We start from the raw sequence: 16,204 nt of genomic DNA, 5'->3' as shown, positions 1-16,204 counted from the left end.
TTCAGCCAATCAGATAGGCGTGAGGCGACCTTCTTGCAGGTGCAGTACGCGATCCATCTGGCGGGCCAGGTTCATGTCGTGAGTCACCACCAGAAACGCGGTGCGCATCGAGGTGCTGAGTTCCAGCATCAAATCCTGAATGCCCTGGGCGGTGTGGGAGTCGAGGTTGCCGGTCGGCTCGTCGAGCATCACCAGGCCTGGCTTGTTCACCAGAGCGCGAGCGATGGCGACACGCTGACGCTCACCACCGGACAGTTCCGAGGGTTTGTGCTCCAGGCGATGACCGAGGCCGACGCGCTCCAGCAAAGCGGTCGCACGCTGACGCGCTTCCGGGATCGGCGTCTTGCCGATCAGCAGCGGCATGCAGACGTTTTCCAGCGCGGTGAATTCCGGCAGCAAGTGGTGGAACTGGTAAACGAAACCAAGTGCACGGTTGCGCAGCAGGCCGCGCTTCTTCTCGCTCAGCGCCGACAGTTCTTCACCGTCGAGCCAGACGCTGCCCTTGGTCGGCGTGTCCAGGCCACCGAGCAGGTTGAGCAAAGTACTTTTGCCCGAACCTGAGGTGCCGACAATCGCCACACGCTCGCCCGGGTGCAACTCCAGTTGCAGGCCGGCCAGCACTTCGACCGACTCCGGGCCTTCCTCGTAGGATTTGCCCAGGTTGCGGCAGCTCAAGATTGCTTGTTCACTCATGCCCGACTCACTCATAACGTAGCGCCTCCGCCGGCTGGGTGCGCGCGGCACGCCAGGCGGGATACAGGGTGGCGAGGAAACTCAGAACCAACGCCGCGGCGCAGACCATGACGACATCCTGGCTCTGCACCTGCGACGGAAGATAATCAATGAAATACACGTCAGCATTAAGGAATTTATGGCCGATCAGGCCTTCCAGTGCCGAGATCGCGGCGCTGACGTTAAGCGCAGCGAAAATACCGACCACCGCACCAATCGCTGTACCGACCACACCGATCACCGTGCCTTGCACCATGAACGTGCGCATGATCGTGCCCGGCGTCGCGCCCAAGGTGCGCAGAATGGCGATATCGCCCTTCTTGTCATTCACCACCATCACCAACGTGGAAATAATGTTGAACGCGGCAACGGCGACGATCAGCAGCAACAGCAGGCCGATCATGGCTTTTTCCATGCGGATCGCCTGATACAGATTGCCGTGGGTACGGGTCCAGTCGCGGGCGTAGTAATGGTCTTCGCCAAGCTGCTGGGCGATGTTCCATGCCACACGCGGCGCCTGGAACAGGTCGTCGAACTTCAGGCGGATGCCCTGTACCTGATCCGGTTTCCAGCGGTGCATCTTCGCCAGATCCTGCAGGTTAGTGACGCCCAGATAGCCGTCCAGCTCACCGGCGCCAACATGGAAAATGCCGACCACGGTAAAGCGTTTCATGCGCGGGAACATCCCGGCCGGGGTCACGCTGACCTCCGGCGCGACGAAGGTGATCTTGTCACCGATGCCCACGCCCAGCTTGGTCGCGGCCTTGTCGCCAATGACGATGCCAAAACTGCCCGGCGTCAAATCGTCGAGTTTGCCCTGCTTCATGAAGTTGTCGATGATCGACACGTTGCGCTCGAGCGCAGGGTCGATGGCATTGAGCAACACCTTGGAGACTTGGCCGTTATTGGTCAGCAGACCCTGCATCTGGGTGAACGGCGCAACGGCCGTCACCTGCGGGTTCTGCTTGACCTTGGTGGCCAGGCTTTGCCAATCGTTGATCGGCTCGGTGGATTCAATGGTCGCGTGGGGCACCATGCCCAGCACGCGGGTGCGCATCTCATGATCGAAGCCATTCATCACCGACAGCACGACGATCATCACGACCACGCCAAGGGCGAGCCCGATCATCGAAGTCAGGGAAATGAATGACACAAAATGATTGCGACGCTTTGCACGGGTATAACGCGTGCCGATAAATACGAAGAGAGGTCTGAACATGTCGGGGCTTGTTCGGAGGGAAAAGGAACGTCCTTGTGGCGGGGGTCGATAACCAGCTTTACACTCAGACCACCGCCGCTACCATGGGTTCGCCATGTCGACATTAGATGAAGAAGATCGCCGCGAATACTACCGTATCGAGGACACGATCGCACTGGAAATTCGGCCCCTGTCCGCTCCCGAAGCCGCAGGCCAGGAAGTGTTGCAGGATGCTTCCCCACTGTTCAACCTGCTCAGCGAACTGCACCTGAGCGAATTCGAGTCGCAGCACTTGTTGCGGCAGATCAGCGAGCGCGACCGGGCCATCGCCGCGTTCCTCAAATCGCAGAACAAACGCATCGACCTGCTCAGCCAGGTGGTCGCCCTGACCGTGCTCGGCCACATTGGCGAGCCGCAACCCGTGATCATTTCCGAAGGCGGGATCGACTTCCAGCACCCGACGCCGATTGCCGCCGGCACCCACCTGTCGGTGAAACTGGTGCTGATGCCGCAAGCGCTCGGCCTGCTGCTGCGCGCCCGTGTCACCCATTGCGACCGCAAGGGCGACGGTTATGACGTCGGCACCGAGTTCGAACACTTGACCGACGCCCAGCGCCAGTTGCTCGCCCGCTATATCTTGCAGAAGCAGGCCCAGGAACGACGACTGGCCCGCGAACAGAACGAATCAGGCATTTAATTTAAGGAAGAACCGTGACCCTCATCTACGGCCACCGCGGCGCCAAGGGCGAAGCACCGGAAAACACCCTGAGCAGTTTTCAGGAATGTCTCAAGCACGGCGTGCGCCGTTGCGAACTCGATCTGCACCTGTCCAAGGACGGCGAGTTGATGGTCATCCACGACCCGACCCTCAAACGCACCACGGATCGGCGCGGCAAAGTCGTCGAGCACACCGCCGCCGAGCTGGTGACCTACGATGCGCGCAAGGGTGGCCCGGGCTGGATCAAGCCGTGCCCGATTCCGACGCTGGAAGAGTTGTTCGAGCAATGCGATTTCGAGCACTGGCAATTGGAAGTCAAGAGCGCTTCACGCACCCGCGCCGCAACCACGGTGCTGGCGATTCGTGAAATGGCCCAACGCCACGGCCTGCTCGACAAGGTGACAATCACCTCGAGCTCGCGGGAAGTTTTGAAAGCAGCGCTGGATCTGGTGCCGGACGTGTCGCGCGGACTGGTGGCCGAATACGCCTGGCTCGACCCGTTGAAGGTCGCGGCTAGTTATGGCTGTGAGTTTCTTGCGTTGAACTGGACGCTGTGCACGCCGGAACGCCTGCAGAAGGCGCAGCGTCAGGGGCTGCATGTGTCGGTATGGACCGTCAACGAGCCTGCGCTGATGCGCAGACTCGCCGACTTCGGCGTTGACAGCCTGATTACAGACTTTCCCGGTTTGGCCACTGCCACGCTCGAGAATTGCTGAAATCGGTCTCCCCGGCCGGCTCAGGCCACCGGCCGGAGCCCGTCAAAAAAGCCGGTTGAGGCCGTCGTACGCCGCTACCCGATAGGCTTCGGCCATGGTCGGGTAGTTGAACGTGGTGTTGACGAAGTACTTCAGGGTGTTCAGTTCGCCCGGCTGGTTCATGATCGCCTGACCGATGTGAACGATCTCCGACGCCTGATAACCGAAGCAGTGAACACCCAGCACTTCCAGGGTTTCACGGTGGAACAGGATCTTCAGCATGCCTTGCGGCTCGCCGGCGATCTGTGCACGCGCCATGCTCTTGAAGAACGCCTTGCCGACTTCGTACGGCACTTTGGCCTGAGTCAGTTCCTGCTCGTTCTTGCCGATCGAGCTGATCTCCGGAATGGTGTAGATGCCGGTCGGCACGTCATTCACAAAGCGCCAGCTACCGTTATCAACGATGCTGCCAGCGGCCGAACGGCCCTGGTCATGGGCGGCACTGGCCAGGCTCGGCCAGCCGATCACGTCACCGGCACCGTAGATGTTCGGCACGCAGGTGCGGTAAGCCTCGTCGACTTCGATCTGGCCACGGCTGTTGACCTTGACGCCGATGTTTTCCAGGCCCAACTGGTCGGTGTTACCGGTACGGCCGTTGCACCAGAGCAAGGCGTCGGCCTTGATCTTCTTGCCCGACTTCAGGTGCAGAATCACGCCGTTGTCCACGCCTTCTACGCGGTCGTAGTCTTCGTTGTGGCGCACGGTGATGTTGTTATTGCTGAAGTGGTAGCTCAACGCCTGGGAGATTTCCGAGTCGAGGAAGCTCAGCAACTGACCACGGTTGTCGACCAGCTCAACCAGTACACCCAGACCGCTGAAAATCGACGCGTATTCGCAACCGATCACGCCGGCGCCGTAAACGATCAGTTTGCGCGGGGTGTGGCCGAGGCTGAGGATGGTGTCGCTATCGTAGATACGCGGGTGGTGGAAATCGATGTCCGCCGGGCGATAAGGACGCGAGCCGGTGGCAATGATGATGTGCTTGGCCACCAGTTTTTCGACCACGCCGTTGGCGCAGACCACTTCGATGGTTTGCTCGTCAGCGAAGCTGCCGGTACCGAAGAACACGTCGACGCGGTTACGGGCGTAGTAGCCGGTACGCGAAGCGACTTGTTTGGAAATGACTTTCTCGGCGCTTTTCAACACGTCCGGGAAGGAGAACCAGCGTGGCTCGCCGATCGCCCGGAACATAGGATTGGTGTTGAACTGCATGATCTGCCGCACCGAGTGACGCAGTGCCTTGGACGGGATGGTACCGAGGTGGGTGCAGTTGCCGCCGACCTGGCGACGGCTGTCGACCATCGCGACCTTGCGCCCTGCTTTGGCGGCGTTCATTGCCGCGCCTTCTCCCGCCGGGCCGGAACCCAGCACCACCACGTCGTAGTTGTAGACAGCCATGCGTACTCCTCAGAACAGGCCGCGGTGCCAGCAGCACCGGCGGCTAAATCACGCCGAACGGCGGCGCGAAGGAACAATTGGGGGTCAATCAAGAACCCGGACACAGTCTATAGAAGCGTCAACGCCGCGCACATTAACCCTTGGTCGCGTCGTAGGCTACTTTTGCCTGCACTACAACGCCAGCTTTCGTATTGTTCTCAGTCAGTTTTTTCGCCACTGAGGCGCTCGAAAGCCTTGTTGGTGCGGACGATAAAACCTGTATCGGCACGAATCACAAAGAATGCACCAATGTCATGTTTTTCGGCATAGTCCCACGCCCTTTCGGGGCCGAGAATAAGCAACAGCGTCGATAGTCCATCGGCCATCAACGTTGAAGGATGAATCACCGTGACTGACGCCAGGTCATGTAGGACGGGCGCACCGGTACGCGCATCGAAGGTGTGGGAATAACGCCGACCGTCCTGCAGGAAATAGTTGCGGTAGTCGCCGGAGGTCGAGACGCCATAGCCATCGACATTGATGATGCGCTCGGCGATTTGTTGATCGTCGCGGGGTTGTTCCAAGGCAATGCGCCAAGCTGAGCCGTCGAGTTTTTTGCCTTTGGCCTTTAATTCGCCCGTGGCTTCAGCCAGGTAATCGTGAACGCCCAGCGCGGCGAGCCTGGCGGCGATGGTGTCGACGGCATAACCGGCGGCGATGCTGTTGAAGTCGACTTCGACAGCGGCGTCTTTACACAGTTGATCGCCATTGATGCGCAGATGCTGATGGCCAACCCGCGGCATCACCTCTGCCAGTACGGCGGCATCAGGGACTTTCTCTTCACGACCTTGCGGACCGAAACCCCAGAGATTCATCAGCGGCTCGACAGTGAGGTCGTAGGAACCTTCGCTTTGCACTGACAGTTGTTCGCCGACGCGGATCAATTCGAGTACCGATGCGGGCATCTTCTGACAGCTATTGGCGGGCAAAGCGTTGAAGCGTTCGATGTCCGAATCGTTGCGATAGGTGGACAGCTGCCGATCGACTTCGCCGAGGATGCCCTCCACTTCACTGCGAACCTGCGTTGATTCAGGCATGCCAGCGTGACGCACGTACTTGATCGAATACGTGCTGCCCATGGTTGGCCCGCCAAAGCTTTCCATGGAATCGCCATTGCCGCAGCCAGCCAATATGCCAGCCAGCATCACAAGCCCAAGCAACCGTCCAGTGAACAATTATTCATCTCTCCGTAAAACCACGGCGGCCATTATGAATTAAAGGATCTGCAACATCTTTATACAAAATCCAATAGTGAGTACCTGAACATGTCCTCCACCACGGGCAAAGGCAAAGCGATCTTCCGCGTTGTCAGCGGCAACTTCCTCGAAATGTTCGACTTCATGGTCTACGGCTTCTACGCCACGGCCATCGCCAAAACCTTCTTCCCCACCGACAGCGCCTTCGCTTCACTGATGCTTTCGCTGGCGACCTTTGGTGCCGGTTTCCTGATGCGACCGCTGGGGGCGATCTTCCTCGGCGCCTACATCGACCGTCACGGTCGTCGCCAGGGTCTGATCATAACGCTGGCGTTGATGGCGGCCGGCACTGTACTGATTGCCTGCGTGCCGGGGTACGCCACGCTTGGGGTCGCTGCGCCACTATTAGTGCTGTTCGGCCGTTTGCTGCAAGGTTTCTCGGCGGGCGTGGAGCTGGGCGGCGTGTCGGTGTATCTGGCAGAAATCGCCACGCCGGGCCGCAAGGGCTTCTTTGTCAGTTGGCAGTCCGCCAGCCAGCAAGCGGCGGTGGTATTCGCCGGTTTGCTCGGTGTCGGCCTCAACCACTGGCTGAGCCCCGAGCAAATGGGTGACTGGGGCTGGCGCGTGCCATTCCTGATCGGCTGCATGATTGTGCCGGTGATTTTCGTCATTCGTCGTTCGCTGGAAGAAACCCCGGAATTCCAGGCGCGGAAACATCGCCCTACCTTGCGGGAAATTGTCCGCTCGATCGGTCAGAATTTTGGCATCGTCATCGCTGGCATGGCGCTGGTGGTGATGACTACGGTTTCCTTCTATCTGATCACCGCGTACACCCCGACCTTCGGCAAGGCCGAGCTGCACTTGTCGGATTTCGATGCGTTGCTGGTGACGGTGTGTATCGGCCTGTCGAATTTCTTCTGGTTGCCGGTGATGGGCTCGGTGTCTGACAAGATCGGGCGCAAACCCCTACTGCTGGCGGCGACGATTCTGGCGATTCTTACCGCTTACCCTGCCCTGTCGTGGCTGGTGGCGAATCCGAGCTTCAGCCATTTGCTGATCGTCGAGTTGTGGCTGTCGTTCCTGTACGGCTCGTACAACGGCGCGATGGTGGTGGCGCTGACCGAGATCATGCCGGTGGAAGTGCGCACAACGGGGTTCTCTTTGGCCTACAGCCTGGCGACGGCGACGTTCGGCGGGTTTACGCCGGCGGCGTGTACGTACCTGATTCATGTGCTGGATAACAAGGCTGCGCCGGGGATCTGGCTCAGTGGCGCGGCGGTACTGGGGTTGATTGCAACGTTGGTACTGTTTCGTGGCAACAAGCATGAACTGCGCACGGCGCAAGCAGCCATCCCTGGTGGCGCCCGATAGGACGCTATCGCTGGCAAGCCAGCTCCCACAGGGTTTCGGGTGTTAACGCAATTGTGCAATTCACCAAGAAACCTGTGGGAGCTGGCTTGCCAGCGATGAGGGCATAAAGCAAAGATCGCAGCCTTCGGCAGCTCCTACAGAATCAATGCGATCTTTTGATCTTCCCCCAAACAAAAACGCCCCGACCAAAGTCGGGGCGTTTTCATGTGCAGCTATCGCTTAGCGCGGGAACGCTGGCGGATTCACATCAGCCATGTCTTCCATCACGCGGATCACCTGGCAGCTGTAACCGAACTCGTTGTCGTACCAGACGTACAGAACAACGCGGTTGTCCTGAACGATGGTTGCTTCAGCATCGACCACACCGGCGTGACGCGAACCCACGAAGTCAGTCGAAACCACTTCCTGCGAGTTAACGAAGTCGATTTGCTTGTGCAGATCGGAGTGCAGCGCCATGTAGCGCAGGTACTCGTTCATCTCTTCACGGGTGGCGGCTTTCTCAAGGTTGAGGTTGAGAATGGCCATCGACACGTTAGGCGTTGGAACACGGATCGCGTTACCGGTCAGCTTGCCGGCCAGCTCAGGCAGGGCCTTGGCAGCAGCGGTGGCAGCACCGGTCTCGGTGATAACCATGTTCAGCGCGGCGCTACGACCACGGCGATCGCCTTTGTGGAAGTTGTCGATCAGGTTCTGGTCGTTGGTGTACGAGTGAACGGTTTCGACGTGACCGTTGATGATGCCGAACTTGTCATTCACAGCTTTCAGCACCGGCACGATGGCGTTGGTGGTGCAGGAAGCGGCGGAGACGATCTTGTCATCAGCGGTGATTTCACCGTGGTTGATGCCGTGAACGATGTTCTTCAGCTTGCCTTTGCCAGGCGCGGTCAGAACAACGCGGTCGATACCCGGGCACTGCAAGTGCTGGCCCAGGCCATCGGCGTCACGCCATACACCGGTGTTGTCCACCAGCAGCGCGTCTTTGATGCCGTACTGGGTGTAATCCACCTCAGTCGGGTTCTTCGCGTAGATCACCTGGATCAGGTTACCGTTGGCGGTGATGGTGTTGTTTTCTTCGTCGATGGTGATGGTGCCGTTGAACGAACCGTGTACCGAATCGCGACGCAGCAGGCTGGCGCGTTTGGTCAGGTCGTTGTCGGCGCCTTTGCGCACGACGATGGCACGCAGACGCAGACCGTCGCCACCACCGGTTTTCTCGATCAGGATGCGCGCCAGCAGACGGCCGATACGACCGAAGCCGTACAGCACAACGTCGGTGCCTTTACGTGCGGAAGCGTTTTGCTGGCCAACCACATCAGCCATTTCTTCACGAACGAATTGCTCGGCGCTGCGGCCATTGCCTTCGTTGCGGAATTTGAACGCCAACTTGCCCAGATCTACCGAAGCCGCGCCGAGCTTGAGCTCGCTCATGGCTTTGAGCAGTGGGAATGTTTCGTGGACGGAGAGTTCGCTGTCGTCGGAAGAACGGTGGCGCGCAAAGCGGTGAGCTTTGAGAATCGCGATGACAGACTGGTTGATCAGGCTGCGGCCATAGATCGAGCTCACCACGTTGTTATTGCGGTAGAGCTGACCGATAAGCGGAATCATCGCTTCTGCGAGTGCTTCACGGTCGATCCATTCACCAAGACACTGGTCGGGCTTCTGAGTCACGGTAACCTTCCACATGTAGGGGCAGAAAAAAGGGGCTACATTATGCCGCCCACAACCTCATTCAGCAATGCGCGCTTGTCGCGAAATCGGTAACAAAATTCCTTTCAAAAAAATCACGCCTCGCGCCAGCCCAGTAAATACGCGGCTTCCAGCGCTGTCAATTTTTCGTCGACTGTTAGACGATGTCTGTAACCCTCCGTAACACGAGCCAATTTTGGCACTACATAATCGCTAAAAAACGCCTGCTTTTTATGGTTACCACTACATTTCGCCGAAACAGCGAAGATAGACACAGTCTGCAACTGACAGGCGACACCGGACGCCGCTACAATTACCGACTTTGTCGCAAAGCCTGGAGCTCAACCTTCCGTGCCCGTTCTGCGTCTACCGCAACTCCCTGCCGAGGCAGGTAAACAGCATTGGGGCAATTTGCCCGGCGCTGCCCTCAGTCTGGCGATTGCCGAGGCTGCCAGCGCTGCCAAGCGCTTCACCCTGCTACTGACCGCCGACAGCCAAAGCGCTGAACGACTGGAACAGGAGCTGAGTTTCTTCGCCCCGGATTTGCCCGTTCTGCATTTCCCCGACTGGGAAACCCTGCCCTACGACCTGTTCTCGCCGCATCAGGACATCATTTCCCAGCGCATCGCCAGCCTGTATAGGCTGCCGGAACTGGAACATGGCGTGCTGGTGGTGCCGATCACCACGGCCCTGCATCGTCTGGCGCCGACCAAATTCCTGCTCGGCAGCAGCCTGGTGCTGGATGTCGGGCAGAAGCTCGACGTTGAACAGATGCGCTCGCGCCTCGAAGCCAGCGGCTATCGCTACGTCGACACGGTGTATGAGCACGGCGAATTCACCGTACGCGGCGCGCTGATCGACATGTTCCCGATGGGCAGCAAGTTGCCGTATCGCATCGACCTGTTCGATGACGAAATCGAAACCCTGCGCACTTTCGACCCGGAAAACCAGCGCTCCATCGACAAGGTCGACTCGGTCAAGCTGCTGCCGGCGCGTGAATTCCCGTTGCAGAAAGACGCGGTCACCCGCTTCAAGGCGCGCTTTCGCGAGCGTTTCGACGTCGACTTCCGGCGCTGCCCGATCTTTCAGGATCTGAGCAGCGGGATTACTCCGGCCGGTATCGAGTACTACCTGCCGCTGTTCTTCGACGAAACCTCGACCCTGTTCGATTACCTGCCGCAGGACACGCAAGTGTTCTCGCTGCCGGGCATCGAGCAAGCGGCGGAGAATTTCTGGAACGACGTGCGTAATCGTTATGAAGAGCGCCGCGTCGATCCATCGCGTCCTTTATTGCCACCCGCCGAATTGTTCCTGCCGGTGGAAGACTGCTTCGCCCGCCTGAAGAGCTGGCCGCGAGTGGTTGCCAGTCAGCAAGACGTCGAGACCGGCGCCGGTCGCGAGCGCTTCCCGGCGCAAGCCTTGCCGAATCTGGCAATCGAAGCAAAAGCCACGCAACCGCTGGCAGCGCTGGCTGGCTTCCTCGATGAATTCCCCGGGCGCGTGCTGTTCACTGCTGAATCCGCGGGCCGTCGCGAAGTGCTGCTGGAGTTGCTCGAACGTCTGAAGCTGCGGCCGAAAACCGTCGACAGCTGGCCGGACTTCGTCGCGAGCAAGGATCGTCTGGCGATCACCATTGCCCCGCTCGACGAAGGCCTGATGCTCGACGATCCGGCGCTGGCGCTGGTCGCTGAAAGTCCGCTGTTCGGCCAACGTGTCATGCAGCGTCGTCGCCGCGAGAAACGTGCCGACGGCAACAATGATGCAGTGATCAAGAACCTTACCGAGTTGCGTGAAGGCGCACCGGTGGTGCACATCGATCACGGCGTCGGTCGCTATCTCGGCCTGACCATTCTGGAAATCGAAGATCAAGCTGCCGAATTCCTCACCCTCGAATACGCCGAGAACGCCAAGCTCTACGTGCCGGTGGCCAACCTGCATCTGATCGCGCGCTACACCGGCAGTGACGATTCGCTGGCCCCGCTGCACCGCCTCGGCTCCGAGACCTGGCAGAAAGCCAAGCGCAAAGCCGCCGAACAAGTGCGTGACGTCGCTGCTGAATTGCTCGACATCTACGCCCGCCGCGCCGCTCGCGAAGGTTATGCGTTCGCCGACCCGAAAGCCGATTACGCGACATTCAGCGCCGGTTTCCCGTTCGAAGAAACTCCGGATCAACAAACCACCATCGAAGCCGTGCGCGCCGACATGCTCGCGCCGAAACCGATGGATCGTCTGGTCTGCGGCGACGTCGGTTTCGGCAAGACCGAAGTGGCCATGCGCGCGGCATTCATCGCCGTACACGGCGGCCGCCAAGTGGCGATTCTGGTGCCAACCACCCTGCTCGCCCAGCAACACTACAACAGCTTCCGCGACCGCTTCGCCGACTGGCCGGTGAGCGTGGAAGTGATGAGCCGCTTCAAATCGGCCAAGGAAGTGAGTGCGGCGATTGCCGATCTGGCGGAAGGCAAGATCGACATCGTCATCGGCACGCACAAACTGCTGTCCGATGACGTGAAAATCAAAAACCTCGGGCTGGTGATCATCGACGAAGAACACCGCTTCGGTGTCCGCCAGAAAGAACAGCTCAAGGCCCTGCGCAGCGAAGTCGACATCCTCACACTGACCGCCACGCCGATTCCGCGCACGCTGAACATGGCGGTGTCGGGCATGCGCGATTTGTCGATCATCGCCACACCGCCGGCGCGACGCCTGTCGGTGCGCACCTTCGTCATGGAGCAGAACAAGAGCACGGTCAAAGAGGCCCTGCTCCGCGAACTGCTGCGCGGCGGTCAGGTTTATTACTTGCACAACGATGTGAAAACCATCGAGAAATGCGCCGCCGACCTCGCCGAACTGGTGCCGGAAGCACGTATCGGCATCGGTCACGGGCAGATGCGCGAGCGCGAACTCGAACAGGTGATGAGCGACTTCTATCACAAGCGTTTCAACGTGCTGATCGCTTCGACCATCATCGAGACCGGCATCGACGTACCGAGCGCCAACACCATTATCATCGAGCGCGCTGACAAATTCGGCCTGGCGCAACTGCATCAGTTGCGTGGCCGTGTCGGCCGCAGTCACCACCAGGCGTATGCCTACTTGCTGACGCCGCCGCGCCAGCAAATCACTTCGGACGCGGAAAAGCGTCTGGAGGCGATCGCCAATACTCAGGATCTCGGCGCCGGCTTCGTACTGGCCACCAACGACCTGGAAATCCGTGGCGCTGGCGAACTGCTCGGCGATGGCCAGAGCGGGCAGATTCAAGCCGTCGGTTTCACGCTGTACATGGAGATGCTCGAGCGCGCGGTAAAATCGATCCGCAAGGGCGAGCAACCGAACCTCGATCAACCGCTCGGCGGTGGCCCGGAGGTCAATCTGCGCGTGCCGGCGCTGATTCCGGAAGATTATCTGCCGGACGTTCACGCCCGTCTGATTCTGTACAAGCGCATTGCTTCAGCGACCGACGAGGAAGGCCTGAAGGATCTGCAAGTCGAGATGATCGACCGCTTTGGCTTGTTGCCGGAACCGACGAAAAATCTTGTGCGCATCACAGCCTTGAAGTTGCAGGCTGAGCAGTTGGGCATCAAAAAGGTCGATGGCGGCCCGCAAGGTGGGCGCATCGAGTTCGAAGCGCAGACGCCGGTCGATCCGATGACGTTGATCAAACTGATCCAGAGCCAGCCGAAACGCTACAAATTCGAAGGCGCCACGATGTTCAAGTTCCAGGTGCCGATGGAACGCCCGGAAGAGCGCTTTAATACTGTAGAGGCGCTGTTTGAGCGCCTCCTCCCGAAATCTGTTTAAAGGACGCCGCATGCGCCTGTTTCGCTCGCTGACTTTGCTACTCACCCTGGTAGCACCTTCGGTTTTCGCCGATGACCTGTATCAGGTCGAAATGATTCTGGTGCGCCAGAACGCCGTGCCGGCCATCGTCAGCCGTGCCGCGCCGGAAGACTGGGCCGCTGGCGCCCAGCGCCTGGCCGAAGGCAGCCAGCGCACGCCGGCGTTGAATGACGTTGTCACAAAACTCACCGCCAGCGGCGACTACAGCGTGCTGATGCACAAAGCCTGGCAGCAAACCCTCGGTGAAGCGCCAGCGAAAGTCGCGGTCAGCGACGGTCAGGAGCAGTACGGCCAGTTCCCGATCGAGGGCACGCTGGAGATGAAGCTCGGGCGTTTCACCGACGTCGCGGCCGATTTCTGGGTCAATCAGATCGACAGCAACGGCCTGGTCACCGCCAGTGAACGCTTGAAACAGGACAGCCACACCAAGAACGGCCAACTCAACTATCTCGACAACGGCCATCTGGCGCTGCTGATCAAGATCACTTCCCTGACCGCACCTGCGCCACGGGAAGCGCCTGAAGCGATTCCGGACTGATCGAAGTCCTTATGAACCCGCCGCTGAGTAAACCGTTGGCGCCCTCCTGGGTCAGCCGATTCAAGGAACAGAGCCTGGAGCGTGGCCGCCGCTACGCCCTGGAAAACCGGGTACGCATCGCCCAGGTCGGCGATGCAACGATCACCGCCAGTTGCGAAGGCTCTGGCGGTAACGTTTATCGTCAGACGATTCATCTTCGCGAGTCAGCCAAAGGCACTTTGCTGCTGGTCGATGCCGGCTGTACCTGCCCGGTGCGCAGCAACTGCAAACACTGCGCAGCGGTGTTGCTGAAAGTGCAGGAAACCCTCGATTACCCCGCCGCCGCCAAAGACGCCGAACTGTTGGAGAAACTTCAAGCCGTGCTGGAAAACCGGGGTCCGAAAGCACCGCCGCAAGTGCTGGTCGACAACGTGCAGCCGATGCCGCGGCTGTGGCTGGCCAGCGTCGAGTTCAGCGCGTTCGAACCGCGCAACGGCAAGATGCAGCGTTATATTCAGCACCGCGCGGCGCTGTCGTTCAACTATCTGGATGAGTACGTCAGCGGGCAGAAAAACAGCGACATCCTGATCCGTCAGGAAACCCAGACCCTGCGGATAAAACGTCACCCGGAAGTCGAACAGTCCTACCGCGAACAGTTAAGAATCCTCGGCTTTCGTATCGCCACGCGGCAGAGCAAAGCGCTGCCGGAAAGCGCGGGCGAGCTGTACGAGATGGTCAACGACAGCGCCTGGCTGACGTTTACCCTCAACGATTTGCCGAAGCTGCGCACCCAAGGCTGGGAATTGCAGATCGACGAGGAGTTTGGCTTTGACCTGACTGCCGTGGATGACTGGTACGCCACGGTCGAGCAGGCGCCGGAGCGCGACTGGTTTGATCTGGAGCTGGGGATCATCGTCAACGGCGAGCGCCTGAGTCTGCTGCCGATCCTGCTCAATCTGATGCGCTCGCACGCGGAAATCCTCAATCCGGAACGCCTTGCGCGCCGTCGCGATGACGAGCTGATTCTGGTCAACGTGCCGCAACGCAATATTGAGCACGGGCCGCTGCAAGTTGCTTTACCGCTGGGCCGGTTGAAACCGGTATTGATGACGCTCGGCGAGTTCTATTTGCAGGAGCCGGGCGAAACCACCCTGCGCCTGAGCAAGGCCGACGCCACACGCCTCAACTCGCTGGAAGGCCTGCCGCTGCTGTGGGAGGGCGGCGAGCAGATCCGCACGTTCGCCCAACGCTTGCGCGACATTCGTGACTTCAGCGCTGAAGCACCGGAAGGACTGAACGCGACGCTGCGCCCTTATCAGCTCGAAGGCCTGAGCTGGATGCAATCGCTGCGGCAACTGGAAGTCGGCGGGATTCTTGCGGATGACATGGGTTTGGGTAAAACCCTACAGACCCTGGCGCATATTCTCAGTGAGAAAATCGCCGGGCGCCTCGATCGCCCGTGCATGGTGGTGATGCCGACCAGTCTGATTCCGAACTGGCTGGATGAGGCGGCACACTTCACGCCGCAGCTGAAAGTGGTCGCGCTGTACGGCGCCACTCGTAAAAAGCATTTCGATAATCTGGCCGATTTCGACCTGATCCTCACCACCTACGCGCTGCTGCCCAAAGACGTCGAACGTTTGGCCAAGCAGCCGCTGCATGTACTGGTGCTGGATGAGGCGCAGTACATCAAAAATCCGAACAGCAAAGCCGCTCAAGCCGCGCGCGAGCTTAATGCACGTCAGCGCCTGTGCCTCAGCGGTACGCCCCTGGAAAACCACCTCGGTGAGCTGTGGTCGCTGTTTCACTTCCTGCTGCCGGGCTGGCTCGGCGACGTGAAAAGCTTCAACGCCGATTACCGTGTGCCGATTGAAAAGCGCGGCAGTGAAGTCAGACTTCAGCACCTCAACGGTAGGATAAAACCGTTCCTGCTGCGCCGCACCAAAGAGCAGGTCGCCACCGAGTTGCCGCCGAAAACCGAGATCATCCATTGGGTCGATCTCAACGAAGCGCAACGCGATGTATACGAAACCATGCGTTTGGCGATGGACAAGAAAGTCCGCGACGAGATCACCCGCAAAGGCGTGGCACGCAGTCAGATCATCATTCTTGAAGCGCTGTTGAAGCTGCGTCAGGTTTGCTGTGATTTGCGCCTGGTCAACGACGCCACCCTGCCCGCTCGCGGCAGCACTTCGGGCAAGCTCGACAGCCTGATGGAAATGCTTGAGGAATTATTTGAGGAAGGACGGCGGATTTTGCTGTTTTCGCAGTTCACCTCGATGCTGGCCTTGATCGAAGCAGAGCTGAAAAAACGGAACGTTTCCTACGCGCTGTTGACCGGCCAGACCCGCGATCGGCGTACACCGGTGAAGGAATTCCAGAGCGGCAAGCGTCAGATCTTTCTGATCAGCTTGAAGGCCGGCGGTGTTGGCTTGAACCTGACGGAAGCGGACACGGTGATTCACTACGACCCGTGGTGGAACCCGGCGACCGAGAATCAGGCGACGGATCGTGCGTACCGGATTGGTCAGGAGAAGCCGGTGTTCGTTTACAAAATGATTGCCCGGGGCACGGTAGAAGAGAAGATTCAGCACCTGCAAAAGGAAAAATCCGACCTGGCGGCAGGCGTACTGGATGGGCGCAAGGCTGGGGACTGGAAGTTGCAGAGTGATGATATTGAAGCGTTGTTTGCGCCGTTGCCGGACAAGCTCGACAAGCGTTGAGACCTGCGTCGCCTGTTAGATAGCCATCGCT

11 protein-coding genes are annotated in these 16,204 nt (G+C 59.4%); 6 read left to right on the top strand and 5 right to left on the bottom strand.

Annotated features, from left to right (window positions below; translation table 11 throughout):
- Positions 1-9: 9 nt before the first annotated feature.
- Entirely contained in the window at positions 10-708 is a 699-nt protein-coding gene (gene lolD / locus ACZZ0B_RS06410) for a lipoprotein-releasing ABC transporter ATP-binding protein LolD (RefSeq protein ID WP_008087731.1), read from the bottom strand.
- On the bottom strand, positions 701-1,951 hold the full coding sequence (locus ACZZ0B_RS06405; protein WP_158828845.1) for a lipoprotein-releasing ABC transporter permease subunit: 1,251 nt from the start codon (positions 1,949-1,951) through the stop codon (positions 701-703). The genes lolD and ACZZ0B_RS06405 overlap by 8 nt, the downstream gene beginning before the upstream one ends.
- Positions 1,952-2,045: 94 nt before the next feature.
- Between ACZZ0B_RS06405 and ACZZ0B_RS06400 the strand changes: the two genes are divergently transcribed.
- Together ACZZ0B_RS06400 and ACZZ0B_RS06395 are read left to right on the top strand one after the other, a co-directional pair.
- Positions 2,046-2,627 carry a PilZ domain-containing protein gene (locus ACZZ0B_RS06400; RefSeq protein ID WP_463544627.1) on the top strand — a complete coding sequence of 194 codons (582 nt, stop codon included), beginning with the start codon at positions 2,046-2,048 and terminating at the stop codon, positions 2,625-2,627.
- Between the two features lie 14 nt (positions 2,628-2,641).
- Positions 2,642-3,364 (top strand): glycerophosphodiester phosphodiesterase, encoded by a 723-nt coding sequence (locus ACZZ0B_RS06395; RefSeq protein WP_463544626.1) that lies wholly within the window; start codon positions 2,642-2,644, stop codon positions 3,362-3,364.
- Between the two features lie 42 nt (positions 3,365-3,406).
- Here ACZZ0B_RS06395 and sthA read toward each other — a convergent pair whose 3' ends face one another.
- Both sthA and ACZZ0B_RS06385 read right to left on the bottom strand, forming a co-directional pair.
- Entirely contained in the window at positions 3,407-4,801 is a 1,395-nt protein-coding gene (gene sthA / locus ACZZ0B_RS06390) for a Si-specific NAD(P)(+) transhydrogenase (RefSeq protein ID WP_007984277.1), read from the bottom strand.
- 197 nt (positions 4,802-4,998) lie between these two features.
- Entirely contained in the window at positions 4,999-5,985 is a 987-nt protein-coding gene (locus tag ACZZ0B_RS06385) for an FAD:protein FMN transferase (RefSeq protein ID WP_463544625.1), read from the bottom strand.
- Between the two features lie 120 nt (positions 5,986-6,105).
- Between ACZZ0B_RS06385 and tcuC the strand changes: the two genes are divergently transcribed.
- Entirely contained in the window at positions 6,106-7,407 is a 1,302-nt protein-coding gene (gene tcuC / locus ACZZ0B_RS06380) for an MFS transporter (RefSeq protein WP_008087743.1), read from the top strand.
- A gap of 219 nt (positions 7,408-7,626) precedes the next feature.
- Here the strand turns inward: tcuC and ACZZ0B_RS06375 are convergent, their stop codons facing one another.
- Positions 7,627-9,090, bottom strand: coding sequence for a glyceraldehyde-3-phosphate dehydrogenase (locus tag ACZZ0B_RS06375; protein ID WP_008082184.1), 1,464 nt, complete (start codon positions 9,088-9,090; stop codon positions 7,627-7,629).
- A gap of 354 nt (positions 9,091-9,444) precedes the next feature.
- Between ACZZ0B_RS06375 and mfd the strand changes: the two genes are divergently transcribed.
- Genes mfd through ACZZ0B_RS06360 form a run of 3 tightly spaced genes read left to right on the top strand, consistent with a single transcriptional unit; the run spans position 9,445 to position 16,173 of the window.
- The gene (mfd, locus tag ACZZ0B_RS06370; protein ID WP_463544624.1) at positions 9,445-12,894 is read left to right on the top strand and encodes a transcription-repair coupling factor; all 3,450 of its coding nucleotides are present in this window, start codon (positions 9,445-9,447) and stop codon (positions 12,892-12,894) included.
- Positions 12,895-12,904: 10 nt separating this feature from the next.
- Positions 12,905-13,471 (top strand): CsiV family protein, encoded by a 567-nt coding sequence (locus ACZZ0B_RS06365; RefSeq protein ID WP_008082186.1) that lies wholly within the window; start codon positions 12,905-12,907, stop codon positions 13,469-13,471.
- A gap of 11 nt (positions 13,472-13,482) precedes the next feature.
- Positions 13,483-16,173, top strand: a complete 2,691-nt coding sequence (locus tag ACZZ0B_RS06360) for a DEAD/DEAH box helicase (RefSeq protein ID WP_463544623.1) — start codon at positions 13,483-13,485, stop codon at positions 16,171-16,173.
- Positions 16,174-16,204: the final 31 nt, after the last annotated feature.

The sequence above is a fragment of the Pseudomonas sp. AC247 genome (assembly GCF_979258015.1).
This window is presented reverse-complemented; position numbering and strand designations above follow the sequence as displayed.

What these genes read in the sequence shown, in the direction of transcription:
- lolD (WP_008087731.1), bottom strand. Translation starts at nt 708, where the DNA reads ATGAGTGAGTCGGGCATGAGTGAACAAGCAATCTTGAGCTGCCGCAAC.
- ACZZ0B_RS06405 (WP_158828845.1), bottom strand. Translation starts at nt 1,951, where the DNA reads ATGTTCAGACCTCTCTTCGTATTTATCGGCACGCGTTATACCCGTGCA.
- ACZZ0B_RS06400 (WP_463544627.1), top strand. Translation starts at nt 2,046, where the DNA reads ATGTCGACATTAGATGAAGAAGATCGCCGCGAATACTACCGTATCGAG.
- sthA (WP_007984277.1), bottom strand. Translation starts at nt 4,801, where the DNA reads ATGGCTGTCTACAACTACGACGTGGTGGTGCTGGGTTCCGGCCCGGCG.
- ACZZ0B_RS06385 (WP_463544625.1), bottom strand. Translation starts at nt 5,985, where the DNA reads ATGCTGGCTGGCATATTGGCTGGCTGCGGCAATGGCGATTCCATGGAA.
- tcuC (WP_008087743.1), top strand. Translation starts at nt 6,106, where the DNA reads ATGTCCTCCACCACGGGCAAAGGCAAAGCGATCTTCCGCGTTGTCAGC.
- ACZZ0B_RS06375 (WP_008082184.1), bottom strand. Translation starts at nt 9,090, where the DNA reads ATGTGGAAGGTTACCGTGACTCAGAAGCCCGACCAGTGTCTTGGTGAA.
- ACZZ0B_RS06365 (WP_008082186.1), top strand. Translation starts at nt 12,905, where the DNA reads ATGCGCCTGTTTCGCTCGCTGACTTTGCTACTCACCCTGGTAGCACCT.
- ACZZ0B_RS06360 (WP_463544623.1), top strand. Translation starts at nt 13,483, where the DNA reads ATGAACCCGCCGCTGAGTAAACCGTTGGCGCCCTCCTGGGTCAGCCGA.